12 protein-coding genes are annotated in these 13,643 nt (G+C 65.9%); 4 read left to right on the top strand and 8 right to left on the bottom strand.

What is annotated here, in order from left to right; genetic code table 11:
* Positions 1 to 205: 205 nt before the first annotated feature.
* Positions 206 to 493: a DUF3509 domain-containing protein gene (locus IAE34_RS22255; RefSeq protein WP_200141114.1), complete on the top strand. Its 288-nt coding sequence runs from the start codon at positions 206 to 208 to the stop codon at positions 491 to 493.
* Between the two features lie 64 nt (positions 494 to 557).
* Here IAE34_RS22255 and IAE34_RS22250 read toward each other — a convergent pair whose 3' ends face one another.
* Positions 558 to 1,031, bottom strand: a complete 474-nt coding sequence (locus IAE34_RS22250) for a phosphate-starvation-inducible protein PsiE (RefSeq protein WP_200141113.1) — start codon at positions 1,029 to 1,031, stop codon at positions 558 to 560.
* A 255-nt stretch (positions 1,032 to 1,286) separates the two neighbouring features.
* Here IAE34_RS22250 and IAE34_RS22245 point away from each other — a divergent pair, with 255 nt between their 5' ends.
* The gene (locus IAE34_RS22245; protein ID WP_200141112.1) at positions 1,287 to 1,556 is read left to right on the top strand and encodes a YebG family protein; all 270 of its coding nucleotides are present in this window, start codon (positions 1,287 to 1,289) and stop codon (positions 1,554 to 1,556) included.
* Between the two features lie 171 nt (positions 1,557 to 1,727).
* Entirely contained in the window at positions 1,728 to 2,534 is an 807-nt protein-coding gene (locus IAE34_RS22240; RefSeq protein ID WP_200141111.1) for a SirB1 family protein, read from the top strand.
* Positions 2,535 to 2,549: 15 nt separating this feature from the next.
* On the opposite strand, the gene IAE34_RS22235 is transcribed toward IAE34_RS22240, so the two are convergent.
* The 4 genes from IAE34_RS22235 to hmgA all read right to left on the bottom strand — a co-directional run bounded on the left by IAE34_RS22235 (position 2,550) and on the right by hmgA (position 7,177).
* Positions 2,550 to 3,869 (bottom strand): MFS transporter, encoded by a 1,320-nt coding sequence (locus IAE34_RS22235; protein WP_200141110.1) that lies wholly within the window; start codon positions 3,867 to 3,869, stop codon positions 2,550 to 2,552.
* Positions 3,870 to 3,938: 69 nt separating this feature from the next.
* Entirely contained in the window at positions 3,939 to 4,565 is a 627-nt protein-coding gene (maiA, locus tag IAE34_RS22230) for a maleylacetoacetate isomerase (RefSeq protein WP_200141109.1), read from the bottom strand.
* Between the two features lie 14 nt (positions 4,566 to 4,579).
* Entirely contained in the window at positions 4,580 to 5,872 is a 1,293-nt protein-coding gene (fahA, locus tag IAE34_RS22225; protein ID WP_200141108.1) for a fumarylacetoacetase, read from the bottom strand.
* Between the two features lie 3 nt (positions 5,873 to 5,875).
* Positions 5,876 to 7,177, bottom strand: a complete 1,302-nt coding sequence (gene hmgA / locus IAE34_RS22220; protein WP_200141118.1) for a homogentisate 1,2-dioxygenase — start codon at positions 7,175 to 7,177, stop codon at positions 5,876 to 5,878.
* 187 nt (positions 7,178 to 7,364) lie between these two features.
* On the opposite strand from hmgA, the gene IAE34_RS22215 reads away from it, so the two are divergent.
* Complete coding sequence (locus IAE34_RS22215; RefSeq protein ID WP_200141107.1) at positions 7,365 to 8,144, top strand: IclR family transcriptional regulator; 780 nt, start codon at positions 7,365 to 7,367, stop codon at positions 8,142 to 8,144.
* A gap of 6 nt (positions 8,145 to 8,150) precedes the next feature.
* On the opposite strand, the gene IAE34_RS22210 is transcribed toward IAE34_RS22215, so the two are convergent.
* The 3 genes from IAE34_RS22210 to IAE34_RS22200 all read right to left on the bottom strand — a co-directional run bounded on the left by IAE34_RS22210 (position 8,151) and on the right by IAE34_RS22200 (position 13,592).
* Positions 8,151 to 11,381: a DUF6543 domain-containing protein gene (locus IAE34_RS22210; RefSeq protein ID WP_200141106.1), complete on the bottom strand. Its 3,231-nt coding sequence runs from the start codon at positions 11,379 to 11,381 to the stop codon at positions 8,151 to 8,153.
* 269 nt (positions 11,382 to 11,650) lie between these two features.
* On the bottom strand, positions 11,651 to 12,571 hold the full coding sequence (locus tag IAE34_RS22205; RefSeq protein WP_200141105.1) for an SDR family oxidoreductase: 921 nt from the start codon (positions 12,569 to 12,571) through the stop codon (positions 11,651 to 11,653).
* Between the two features lie 115 nt (positions 12,572 to 12,686).
* Positions 12,687 to 13,592: an alpha/beta fold hydrolase gene (locus tag IAE34_RS22200; RefSeq protein ID WP_200141104.1), complete on the bottom strand. Its 906-nt coding sequence runs from the start codon at positions 13,590 to 13,592 to the stop codon at positions 12,687 to 12,689.
* Positions 13,593 to 13,643: the final 51 nt, after the last annotated feature.

Genomic DNA, 13,643 nt, shown 5'->3' with positions numbered 1-13,643 from the left:
CCCCCCCCCCCCCCCACCCCCCCGTCCCCCCGGTGGGGCCCCCGCCGGGCGCCCCGCGCGGGGCGTCGTCGCGTCTGGCCCGCTGATTTCAGGTATCAGCCTGCCCTGGAACGCCGGTTATGTACGCTGACTGCTTCGGCGCACTGAACCATCCGCCCACCTCGCCGGTCAATCGTTACACACCTTTGCAAGAAGACGCAGGCCCATGACCAACCCTTTCGACCTGATCAGCGACGCCTTCGCCCCCCATTACCGTGTCAACCTCAGCATCGAGCGGCTGGACGGGAGCGTGATGCTGACGTTGTCCAACGACACTGGCGTGGTCAGCAAACGGTTGATCAGCGCCGCCCAGCGCAACGACCCGGTTCGTCTGCGCCGCGTGATCGACAGCATCCGCCTGGGCCTGGCCATCGAGCAAGGCGATGACGCGCTGGGGCTCCTGGCGGCCATGACCGATCGCAGCGCGCCTCGGCTGGCTGCCGTCGCCCGCTAGCCCGGCTGCGCAGCTCAGCCTCCCTGGCGGCCCTCTCGGGCGTTCTGATCGGAACCTCCAGACCTCAGCCTTTGACCTCGTCGACGTCCTTGCCGCTGGCGTCGATCACCCGTGTGGACGGGTAGCGGAACGAGGCGTAGCGCACTACGAGAATCGCCAACGCCAGCAGCAGGATCCCGCCGCACACATACAGCAGCCCGGCGTCCGGTGCCTTGTGATGCGAAACATCACCGATCAGCAGGCGCGTGAGCGCAGTGATGGCCACGTACAGCAGGAAGCGAATGGGCATGTGGTTGGTCTTGAAGTAGATCCCCACCATCGCCCCGAGCTCCAGGTAGATGAACAGCAGCAGGATGTCATCCACACTGATGCCACCCTTGGACAGCATGTCGATGAAGGTCACCACCGCCGCATAGGCAGTGATCGCGCCGATGCCGAACAGCGCCAGGTAGTGGAAGGCCTCCACGCACAGGTTGCCCAGCGAGTCCGCCGAGCCATGCAGGCCCTTGCGCAGTTTGTCAGCCCATTTGATGTTCACGATCAATAAGTCCCCATTACGACAGGCAGCATGATGCGTCAGCCATGTGACGCTTGTGGCATGCAGTTAAGGGGCCAGCCCCCGCTATGGGAAGGCGGCGGATTGCCGCAGGACACGTCGACAGCTATAGAGCGCCGAGGATTGATGAATACCACTCAGCCTCTGGCGGGACCGGAAAGGATGCGCTATTCTGAGCACTGTATAAATACACAGTGATCAGTCAATCCACACACGCAAAAGGCACAGAGGTGATGAATGGCCGTCGAAGTGGTGTACCGCAGCAGCCGCGACCCGGAGCGCTTGTTCATGGATAAAGCCGAAGCCGATCGTCATGACAAGATGCTCGAACTGGCCGAGCGCCTGGCCGAGGTGTTGCACAAGGCCGTGCCGTCGCTGACCGAACAGCAGGTCGAAGAAGCTGGCATTTACATGGCCAAGAACCGCGACGTGTTCGCCCGGGCGTTCAAGAGCCAGCCCGATGCACTGGCTGAACTGCTCGACGACAGTGCGCAGGTAGCCGAGTAAGCCCCGTACGCAGCTGGCCAGGGTACCGCAGGTGGGAAACCGCAGGGCGGCAACCTCAGCCAACGCAAACCGCGGCCGAGGTCAAGCACCCTGGCAAGCCTTGCCAAGGGTGCGGAGACTGGACGAACCTCCCCAGCACAGCTAAACCTCTAGTGTGCGCGGAGAAGTGCCATGAACCCACGTCATGCCTGCCTGGCCTGTATGGATCGCCTACCTGTCGCTCTGCTGGAAGCCACCCTGTGGATTGCCGCCGAGCATGACCGACAGGCAGATCCTGGGACCAGTCTCGGCCAGATGAACGACCTGCAGTTTGAGATTGCCGCCCGTCTCCCCGTGCTTCCACCGGCCGAACTGGCCCAACCCTTGTTGCGTCAGCTCACTGCGCTGGGCTTCCACCAGGATGAATACCATCCACTGCGGCCCCAGGCTGCGCTGATGCATCAGGTACTGCAGCGCAGGCGCGGCCAGCCGTTGCTGCTGGCGGTGGTGGCGCTGGAGCTGGCTCGCCGCCTGGGGGTCCCCCTCGAGGGCGTCAATTTCCCCGGGCATTTTCTACTGCGCGTTCCAGGCGCCGATCACCTGCTCGACCCCAGCGGCGGTCGACGCCTCTATCCCAACGACTGTCGCGATCTGTTGGCCCGTCAGTACGGCCCGTCCATGGCCTTGAACGCCGAGCACCTGCGCAGTGCCGGCCCTCGCCAGATGTTGCAGCGTCTGTCGCGCAACCTGCGCCAGTTGCACATCAGCAACGACCAGCCGCTGGCCGCGCTGATCGACGCCGAGCGGGTCATGCAGCTGGGGCCTGCGCAGGTCGCCGATTACCTGACCCGCGCCGGGCTGTACCAGCAACTGGACTGCCCCCAGGCCGAGCGTTTCGATCTGGAGCATGCACTGTTGCTCACCGACGATCCGGTACAGCGACTCAAACTCAGCGAGCGGCTCAGCCAACTGCCCAGCCACCGGCGATCGATCCACTGACCCGCCCCTGGCCGGTCAACGCAGCGGCGCCGGACCTCGGACCTGACTGATCAGCACCGCCGCGACCAGCGCCGGGATCGCACACAGCATCAATATCCACTGCACCGGAACCTGGTTGGCCAGTAGCAGGCTGCCGAACAGCGGGCCGAGAATCGAGCCGAAGCGCCCCACCCCGAGCGCCCAGCCGGTGCCCGTGGCGCGCACCGGGGCCGGGTAGAAGTTGCTCACGAAGGCGTTGAGGGTGAGTTGTCCGCCGATGATGCAGAACCCGGCGGCGAACACGCTGGGCACCAGCCAGCGTGGATCGGCATGGTTCAGCCCTACCAGCACGCTGAACAGCGCCGCGCCCAGCAGCACCACGGCCAGCAGCCTGGCCTTGTGCACCACGCGGTCGGCGCACCAGGCCAGGCAGACAGCGCCCAGGGTCCCAGCGAACAGGAACAGCGAGGTCACCAGATTGGCCTGACGCAGCGCCAGGCCGCTCTCCTGCAACAGCGAAGGCAGCCAGCTGATCATGAAATACAGCAGAATCAGGCTGACGAAAAAAGTGCCCCAGATGAGCAGCGTCGGTCGGGCGAAGCCATCGCGAAACAAGTCCGGCACCGTGAACCGGCTGACTACCTGGGTATCACCGGCAGGCTCGGCCACTGGCAGTCGCCAGCCGGGGAGCATCCTTGCAGCCAGACGCTGCAAGCGCGCATGCGGCGGCGCATCGCGCAACAGACGCGGCAGTGACTCGGGCAGGAACAGCGCCAGAAACGGCAGCAACAGCAACGGCGCCACCCCACCGGTGAGAAACACCGCCTGCCAACCGAAGCGGTCGATGAAACCTGCCGCGACGAAGCCACCCGCCGCGCCGCCCAGAGAGAAGCCGCAGGCGGCCAGCGTCACCATCAGGGTGCGCAGCCGCGGCGGCGCGTAATCGGCCATCAAGGCCATGGCACTGGGCATCGCCCCGCCCATGCCGATGCCGCACAGAAACCGCGCGAGCATGAGGCTGTCGAGGGTGGTGGCGAACACCATCAGCACCGTGAGGCCGGCATACAGCAACACGCACCCCAGCAGCACGCGGCGCACGCCCAGGCGGTCGGCCAGCGGCGTGACCAACAGCGAACCCAGGGTCAGGCCCAGCAGGTTGGCACTGAATACCGGCCCGAACGCGGCTTTTTCCAGGCTCCAGTCCTGGGCCAGGGCCGGTATCACGTAGCCCAGTACCTGGGCGTCGTAGCCGTCGGTGACCAGCAGCAGGATCAACAGCACCAACAGGTGCCATTGATAGGACGACACCGGGCGCGCGTCGAGTGCCGCGCGAAAGCTGGCTATCTGTTCATGCATCGCAAGGTACCTGCCTGTCATTGTTATTGTCGGCCTGCGGTCAGGTTCGACCCTCGGCCTGTGCCAGGCTCACGGGGTATCGGCTTGATTGGCCGGATGCGCCTGGATGAACGCCGGATGCTGCCCCGCCAGCGCCGCGACCCGGCGAATCCGCGGACAGCCCGCCAGATCTACTTTGAAACGTTCGGCGGCGTACACCTGCGGCAGCAGGTACAGGTCGGCAAGACCCGGCGCTGGACCGAAGCAGAACCCCTGGTCGCCGATCTGCCGCTCCACCGCCGCCAGGCCCAAGCCGATCCAGTGCTCGATCCACTGACCGACCTGGATCTCGTCGTGACCGAGCTGGCGCAGCCGATCGAGCACGCTGACGTTGTGCAGCGGGTGCACATCGCAGGCGATGGTCGCCGCCACGGCGCGTACCCTGGCGCGCTGTTCGGCGTCTTGCGGCAGCAACGCCGGCTCGGGATAGCGCTCTTCGAGAAATTCGACGATCGCCGGCGACTGCGACAGCAAGGCGCCGCTGTCACTGCGCAGGGTCGGCACCCGGCCTTGCGGGTTGAGCGCCAGGTAGTGAGCACTGCGCTGCTCGCCCAGAAGCAGGTTCACCGGCACGGCGCTGTAGTCCAGGCCCTTTAGCGCCAGGGCGATGCGTACCCGGTACGACGACGTGGAGCGGTAGTAAGTGAACAGATCCATGCCCTGCCCTCTGCTCAGTTGGCCGCCACGACCCTGCCACGGCACTCGCCGAAACCGATGCTGGCCACGCCTGGACGCATGCACCTGGCCCGCAGGATGACCTCGTCGCCGTCTTCCAGGAAGGTCCGCGTCTCGCCACTGGGTAGTTGCACCGGGTGTTTTCCGCCTTCGGTGATTTCCAGCAGGCTGCCGAAAGAGCCGGACTCGGCGCCGGACAAGGTGCCTGAGCCGAACAGATCGCCCGGTTGCAACTGGCAGCCGTTGACGCTGTGGTGGGTGACCATCTGCGCCACGGTGAAGTACATGCTGCGGCTGTTGCTCGAGGTCAGCCGTGCCGGGGCCAGGCCCTGCTGGGCCATGCGCGGGGTGAGCAGCAGCACTTCGAGCTCGATGTCCAGTGCACCGCTGGCCTGGTCCTGGGCATCGAAGAGATAGGCCAGCGGCTGTGGATCGCCTTCCGGGCGAGGCGGCTGCGCACAACGAAACGGCGCCAGGGCCTCGGCCGTGACCACCCACGGCGACAGGCTGGTGATGAAGCTCTTGGACAGGAAAGGCCCCAGCGGCTGGTACTCCCAGGCCTGGATATCGCGAGCCGACCAGTCGTTGAGCAGGCAGTAACCGGCCACGTGTCCGGCCGCCTCGTCGATGGCGATGGCCTGCCCCATCTCGTTGCCCTGGCCGATCCAGATGCCCAGTTCCAGCTCGTAGTCCAGCCGTGCGCAGGGTCCGAAGGTCGGCGCGGTGTGCCCGGCCGGCAACGTCTGGCCCTTGGGCCGGCGCACCTCGGTTCCCGAAGGGCGCAAGGTGGAGGCGCGGCCGTGGTAGGCGATGGGCACGTGCTTGTAGTTGGGCAGCAGCGGGTTGTCGGGGCGGAATAACTTGCCGACGTTCTTCGCATGTTCGATGCCGACGTAGAAATCGGTGTAGTCGCCCACCTTGGCTGGCAGGTGCATCTGGCACTCGCTGGCCGGGTACAGCGCCGCCTGCAACTCGCCGCGGTGCTCGCCAGGCTCGCCCAGCAGCTCGAGCAGACGCTCGCGCAGGGCCACGCGGGCCGCGGTGCCGAGCGCGAAGAAGGCATTCAGGGCACCACCACGGGTGGCCTCGACGGCAGTCCTGGCCAGGCCGTCGAACAGCCCCAGCTCCAGCACCCGCTGCAGGTCGAGGATGGCGTCGCCGATGGCCACGCCACAGCGCGGCGCCTGGCTCTGGCGACTGAAGATGCCCAGTGGCAGGTTCTGCAAGGGGAAGTCGCGGTGGCCATTGGCATGTTCGACCCAGCTACGGGCCATGGCGCTATCGTTCATCGATCATCTCCGGTTCGGATTGAAGGTGCTCGGCAGGCTTGCCCAGCAGCTGTCGTAATCGGCCTGCAGGTAGGGGCTGTCGAGGGCCTGCCGGCTCGGGCGCAGCACCTGGCTGGTTTCGAACATGAAGGCCATGGTCTGCTCGATACGGTGAGGCGCCAGTTGCGCGGCGATGGCTTTCTCGCAGGTCTCGGCATCCGGACCGTGGGCACTCATCACCCCGTGCAGGGACGCCCCGCCGGGCAGGAAGCCGTCGGCCTTGGCATCGTAGACGCCGTCGATCAGGCCCATGAATTCGTTCATCAGGTTGCGGTGGAACCAGGGCGGGCGGAACGTGTTTTGCGCCACCATCCAGCGCGGCGGGAAAATCACGAAGTCCATGTTGGCCAGGCCCGGCACGCTGCTGGGCGAGGTCAGCACGGTGAAAATGGACGGGTCCGGGTGGTCGAAGCTCACCGTGCCCAGGGTGTTGAAGCGGCGCAGGTCGTAGCAGTAAGGCACGTTGCTGCCATGCCAGGCCACCACGTCGAGGGGGGAATGCTGCAACTCGCAGCCCCAGTGCTCGCCGAGAAATTTCTGCACCAGTTGCACCGGGCCCTGGGTGTCCTCGTAGTGCGCCACGGGGGTGAGGAAGTCACGCGGGTTGGCCAGGCCGTTGCTACCGATTGGCCCCAGGTCGGGCAGGCGCAGGGGCGCACCATGGTTTTCGGCGATGTAGCCACGCGCCTCGCCGTCCGGCAGCTCGACGCGAAATTTCATCCCGCGGGGAATCACCGCGATCTGCTGCGGCTCGACCTGCAGCACGCCCAGCTCGGTGGCAATGCGCAAGCGGCCCTGCTGCGGCACCAGCAGCAGCTCGCCGTCGGCATCGAAGAACACCCGCTGCATCGAGCGGTTGGCGCCGTAAAGGTAGATGCTCACGCCAGCGGGCCGATCGGCCGGCGCGTTGGCCACCATGGGCTGCCAGCCGTCGATGAAATCGGTGGGCTCGCCGGGAATGGGCCGAGGATTCCACCGCAGGCGATTGGGGTTGGCCGCCGCCAACCCACCCGCCAGCGGCTGCTGGGCCAGGCGCTCGAAGCGCGGATGCAGGGCCGAAGGTCGGATGCGGTACAGCCAGCTGCGCCGCAGCTCGTGACGCGGCATGGTGAAGGCGGTACCTGACAACAGCTCGGCGTACAGCCCGTAGGGCGCCCGCTGTGGGGAGTTCTGGCCGACCGGTAGCGCACCGGGCAGCGCCTCGCTGGCGAACTCGTTGCCAAAGCCGCTGAGGTAAGTGGGTTCGCAGAGGGTGTCGCAGGTCATCGGGGCCTCCGGGCTCGAGGAGCCTTGGCTGCCGATACGGGCACGGCTCGCGGCTGGCGAGGACAGTGAGCCGAAGGCAGCGTTGGACATTGTATTTTTCGTAATCCAATTACGCATAACGTAATTTGCTCCGTCGCAGGCGTCAAGCTATAAAGGCGCCACGATGATCCCCCGGACCCACCCCGCGATGTCCAAAGACAAGCCCACTCCTGACCACAACAAACAGAAAGTCCGCTCGGCCGAGGTCGGGACCGACATTCTCAAGGCTCTGGCCGAACTGTCGCCCTCCACTTCCCTGTCGCGTCTGGCCGAACATGTACAGATGCCCGCAAGCAAGGTGCACCGTTACCTGCAGGCACTGATCGCCAGCGGCTTCGCCGAACAGGACGCGGCCACCAATCACTACGGCCTGGGCCGCGAGGCCTTGCGGGTGGGACTGGCGGCGCTGGGCAGCATCGACGTGCTCAAGGTCGCCGCCCTGCCGCTGTCCGAACTGCGCGATGCGCTGAACGAGACCTGCTTCATCGCGGTATGGGGCAATCGGGGCGCGACGGTGGTGAGCATCGAGCCTGCGGTGCGCGCGGTCACCGTGGTCACGCAGATCGGCTCGGTGCTGCCACTGCTCAGTTCGTCCACCGGGCTGGTGTTCGCCGCGCACCTGCCCGAGCGCGAAATCCATGAGCTGCGTGACCAGGAACTGGCTGCGCGCGGGCAGGCGAGCGAAGACTACGCGCCCGTACTGGCGCACATCCGCGAACGCGGCCTGCACCATGTCCATGGCTTGCTGATGCCGGGTGTGGATGCGCTGTCCGCCCCGGTGTTCAACGCCCTGGGCCAGGTCGCCGCGGTGATGACCGTCGTCGGCCCGACCTCGATGTTCCACGCCGACACATCGGGCCCGGCCGCAGAGCGACTGCTGGAGGCCAGCCAAGCCGTGAGCCGACGAATGGGCTGGGACTCGCGCTGACGCACCTCAGCGCCAGGTGCGGTGCTCGATCAGCCGCAACAGCTGCGTATCGAATCCTTCGTAGAGTGCGGGAAACATTTCCGAGGCGGCGTCGAAGCCGATCTCGTCGGCCAGCTGCTTCATCCACTTGGCCACCGTCATCTTCTCCATCGCCACCGCCTGCACGGCCTGGCGCACACCCAGCAGCTGCCTGGCCGACTGCAACGCCTTGCTCAGCACGCGCCCCAGTGCGCCGCTGGAGGCGAACACGCCGAGCGCGCCCGTGGCGAACTGGGTCATGGCACTGGTGCGGTCACCGTCTCTCCATGCCTGGCCGGCATTGACGAACGACCTGACCGCACAGCCAATGCCGATCAGCATGTTCGCTGGCGGAATCGGAATGGTCAGAAGACTCGCTACCACGATCACCCACTCGACCACCACCGAAGACACCCGCTCAGCCACGCTCACGGCCTGCCGGTCGGCATCGGCGATCAGACGCTGTACGCGCGGCGGCAGGTCGTCGGCAAGGTCCGTCAGCGGCTGGTCCTTGTAGGGTTGCAGGGCCGCCATCGCCAGCGCGGCGCCGCCCTCGCCCGCGTCGACGATGCGTTTGTGCAACGAGCCGAGGCGGGGCTGGTTGTTCCAGGACGCACGCCGGTAGAAATAATCGCCCAGGCCGTCATCGCCCCAGCTGTCGGCCACCTGCGCTCGGGAGCGATAGGCCGGCCCTCGCGGGACGTCCGGCAGATAGATCGCCTCACCGGCCTGAGGTCTGGAACGGCGATACAGTCTGTAGGCGCCCTCGATTCGAACGCCGTCCACACGCAGGTCGACCACCGCGAAATCCTCCAGGACGTTTGGGCCGGCAAGGCTCTCGACACCTGCCAGCATCCAGGCGGCGACGCGTTTCGGCACTTGGCCCTGCATGAGCTGGCTGAGTAGATCGCGACGCATCTTCAGTGAGATCAGCAGCCGGTGCAGCTCGCGTTGAGCCGCGTGGCCAGGAAACGAAGGATCGAGGAAGGTGCTCTGCAGCCGCTCGATGTAGCGCTCACCGAGCCTGGCGCTGCGGATGTAGCTGGCCAGCACCTCACGGCTCAGGTGCGAGACGTCCTGCCCGTCGACACTGTCGATACGCGCGAACTGGGCGAAGTTGAACGACGCGGCGTAGCCCTCGATCACCGCCTGGGTCAAGGTTCGGCGCTCCGAGTCGCTGATGTCCACCATCACCTTGTCCGGATCGATCGGCCCGCCGCGATTGCCAGGCACTGCATTGATGTAGTCGGCGACCTGTTGACGGGCGTAGTCGTCCAACCCCATCAGGGGTGCCGCCACGCTGTAGAGCGCCGACACCTGCTCCAGTTCCTGGTCGACGTCGCCGAGCGCCTGGCGCAACTGCGCCGGCGCATCGATGTACCACTGTGGCGTGGAGGCCAGCAGGTCGTCACGCATGGCACTGCAACGCCGCGCGCCCAGTGCGTGCAGGACATCGCTCCAGGCCTGCGACTCGATCCACTGCACCCTGAGATCATCAGGCGACCATCGGTCCGGCAGGCGCCTGGCTTGCTCGAGCTGGCGCTGCACGCCTTCGCGATCGGCCAATGCCGACTGCTCGACCAGAAACTCCACCCCTTGTTCGTCGGCGGCCCAGCCAATGATCGCCTCGTTCATGGCGATCGTGCTGGGATAAACCAGGAAATCACCGTCGGGCGCGCCGGGGGCATAGAGCAGATGGATGCTGGCGTCGCTCAGGTACAACAGATGCTTGAGCACGGCTCGCTCCTGGCCAAGCCCGATCAGCCCGGCCTTGATGCCTCGGGCCTGCATCTGGTCGGCCATCGCCGCCTCGACCAGTTCGCAGGCCGCTTTGGCCGCGCCCTGATGGCGCGCGGCGCGAACGGACAACGCCAGACGTGCAGCGATGCAGTCCACGACGCCTTGGCGCATGTCGTCGCGCTGATAGCGCTGGGTCACGGCCTCGATGTAGCTGCGCCGCAGGTCCAACGCGTCGATCATGTCCTGCACCGCCTCGGCAGCCAGCGACGTGCCCAGCACCTTGACCGCCAACCGCTGGCCGCGGTAACCGCCGCGCAGCGCCCAGCGCAGCAGGGTCGCATCACTGGGTTCAGGCTTGGAGACGTCCAGGGCGAACCGGTGCTCGATGCGCACGGTCACCTCGTTGGGGTCCAGCGCCAAGTCCAGGCGATCCTTCAGATAGTTCGAAATGGCGTGCTTGGCGTAGTCTTCGAGGCTACTGAGGTGACCCAGCAAATCCTCGCTGTGCTTCGTGGCCTTCTGCACCTGCGCTTCCAGGGCCTGATAGCCTTGCAGCTCATCACCGGTCAGGAAGCGCCGCCACGCCGGCAGCAGGCTGTCCAGGTACGCGGCGCTGCTGCGCGCCGAGTAGCGTTCTGCCTGGTACACGAAAGGCTCCAGGTGGGCAGCGGCCTGAAGCGTCGTCACGATCTTCACAGGATCGTCCCCGTCCTGCATCGCATGCGCCATGAGTACCTCCTGCAGCTGCTGGAGGTCCTTGAGCAGCCCTTTGAACATCGAGCGTTCGAGCGGCACGAACGCCAGATCGCATTCGACGTCCTGTTCCAGGCTCAGGCGCTGAGCCTCACTCAACAGCGTGGCCCAGATGCAGTCCTGGCGCAGACGCGCGCGCAGCGCCTTGGCGACCCGCCGTGGTTCGCGATCGAACCAGATACCGGTGGTCACGCAGTGAACCAGCACATCGCCGGTGCGCGGCCGCTCCTGGGCTTCGTCTTCGTCCTGGTCAGGGAGGCTGGCATAGGTTCCTGGCAGCCGAATGCGCTCATCGCCCACTACCAGGCACACCTCGTGCGGCTGGCCGGTTTCACCGCGAGTCAGCAGCAGGTCGCGGATCGCCGAACGCTGCTCGTGGTGGGCATTGAGAAAGGTCAGGCCCTCCAGGTCCATAAGCCGCATCAGGTGTGAACTCAGCAGTGTGCCGTCGAGCCTCAGAACGCTCTGGATCGACCACCACTGCTCTCGGCGTGCGCTGACCTCGTCCAGGGCAGGCTGCAGGCGCAGCCTGAATGCGTCCCACGGCTCATCGGCGAGTGGCTGCAGCGACGCGTCGAGCGCTGGCGCCGCCATCAGGCACTGGCGCAGATACACCACGCAATCGGCCAGGGCCTGCAGTTGATCGGCCTGGGAGGCATCGGGGTTGACCCCACGCCCGGGGTTCTTGGGATCTGATGAGAGGTCGAAACCGAACAGATCGATCATGATCGATACTCCGCCATGCAAAGACGATATGGTCGGCAGCACCGGTTCGAATGTCAGTCAGGAATTGCTCCCCCGACTTTTACCCCGGAGGTAAAGGTGAATGTCGCCAAACACTATTTTTCCCGCAGGATCAGCTGCTTATGCTGTGTGGACTGAGTGGCGCGCCGGACTTCCCCTCCGTGGCGCGCGGCCCTCAGGTTCATCGACGTGGATTTTGAAGCTCCTTGATCCAACGTCCCGATTGGCCGCTGCCTGTGCAGCGGCTTTTTTTATGGCGCGCTGCGAGGGTAGCGTTGCAGGTTGGCCATCATCTGCGCCAAGGCCTGCACGTTGTCTTCGGGATGCACGGCATCGGTGAAATCGCCGACCTGCGACCAGTGCGCGGCCACCTGCTCGGGGGTGAAGCCGGCCTCGGGGTCGAAGCCCACGCCAAGGCTTCGCTGCCAACGCACCTGGCCGATCCAGCCACCGCCCACTTCGTACAGCTGCCCGCTGTCCTGGCATTGATCGCTACCCAGGTACACCACCAAGGGGCTGACCAGCTCGGGCCTCAGCCGCTCGAACACCTGCGGTGGAATCAGCCCTTCGGTCATGCGGGTAGCGCCCGTCGGTGCAATGGCATTGACCAGGACGCCATGCCTGCGCCCCTCCAACGCCAGGGTGCGGGTGAGCCCGTACAGGCCGAGCTTGGCCATGCCATAGTTGGCCTGGCCGAAGTTGCCGTAAATGCCCGAGGTGGAGGCGGTGAAGATCACTCGCCCCCAGTTCTGTTCGCGCAGGTGCGGCCAGGCGGCATGGGTGACCTTGTAGGCGCCTTCGACGTGCACGCGATAGACCGCATCCCAATCGGCGGCCTCCATCTTGTGAAAGGACTTGTCGCGCAGGATACCGGCATTGTTCACCACCACATCCACGCGACCGAAGCAGTCCAGAGCCTGCTCGACCAGGCGGGCGCCATCGCTGACCGAGTCATGGTTGGCCACCGCCTGGCCGCCGGCCGCGCGAATCGCCTGCACCACCTGGTCGGCCGCCGAGGCACTGGCGCCTTCGCCTTGGGTCGAGCCACCCAGGTCGTTGACCACCACCCGCGCGCCACGGGCCGCGAAGAGCAACGCGTGGGACCGCCCCAGGCCGCCGCCCGCTCCGGTGACGATGACCACGCGATCGTCCAGCGACAGGGTTTCGTTCATGTTCAAGGCTCCAGGCACGATGGTTGGAGTTGGAGTCTCCGTCGCCGCAAAGCACTGGGCAATCAAGCGGCGGCGCCCTGAATGGCGCGCGATAACATTGGCCGATGACGTCTTCTCAGGACCACACCATGCGCTGCGGCAGGCTTGTGAGCGGCTGCTGCCTGAAGGCCAGGTAATGACCCAACACCTGCACCGGCGCTTCGGTATGAGGATAGTGGCCGATACCCGGCAACAGCACGGTATCGGCCTGCGGCAGCAGTTGCCGATGACGCTCCACCCAGTGTGCGCCCAACAGCGGATCGACTGCCCCCTGGATCAGCGCCAGGGGCACCTCGCCGGCTTGCAGGGCGTCGAGCCAGCGCTGGCGATGGCGATTGCGCTCCGGCACCCAGGTCATGAGTTTGTGCAGGATGCGGGTGCCGCGGTTGGATAACACCAGGCTCCAGCAATCGTCCAGTACGCTCTCGCTGGGGTGAGTGGCCGGCCCGTAGACCTGGCTGACCGTGCTCACCAGGTCATGGCGCCCGAACGAACGCGCCACCAGCCAGCCCAGCGGGCTGAGCAGCAGCCTGTGCACCAGCGGCAAGGGGCACAGCTCTGGAAGCAGCGGAGTGTTCAGCAGCACACAGCTGGCGATGTCGACGCGCGCTTCACGGTGACGCGCCAACAATTCCTGGGCCACGCAGGCGCCGTAGTCGTGCGCCAACAGGTGCACAGGCTGGACGATGTGCAGATGCGCCAGCAACGCCTGCTGCAGATCGGCCTGCTCGACCAGGCTGTAGTGGTGATCGGTCGGTTTCGCCGAGTCGCCGAAGCCCAGCATGTCGCACGCCACCAGGCGAAAGCGCTGCGACAGAGGGGCCCACAGGTAGTGCCAGTCCCAGCTGGCGGTCGGAAAACCGTGCAGCAACAGCAAGGGCGCCCCCTGCCCGGCTGTCCAGTAGCGGATGTTCTGGTCCCGAAAGGTGAAACTGCGCCCGCGGGTCCGCCAGACGCACAATGGAATTTCGGCCAGTGGCATCGCGAAGGTCCCGCTGATCAGGAAATGACGGCGTAGGTGGGGAAGTACGAC

Origin of the sequence: Pseudomonas sp. S30 (assembly GCF_016518545.1) — a bacterium.
Classification (GTDB): domain Bacteria; phylum Pseudomonadota; class Gammaproteobacteria; order Pseudomonadales; family Pseudomonadaceae; genus Aquipseudomonas.
The sequence above is the reverse complement of the archived record's forward strand: the minus strand, read 5'-3'. Positions and strand labels throughout refer to the sequence as shown.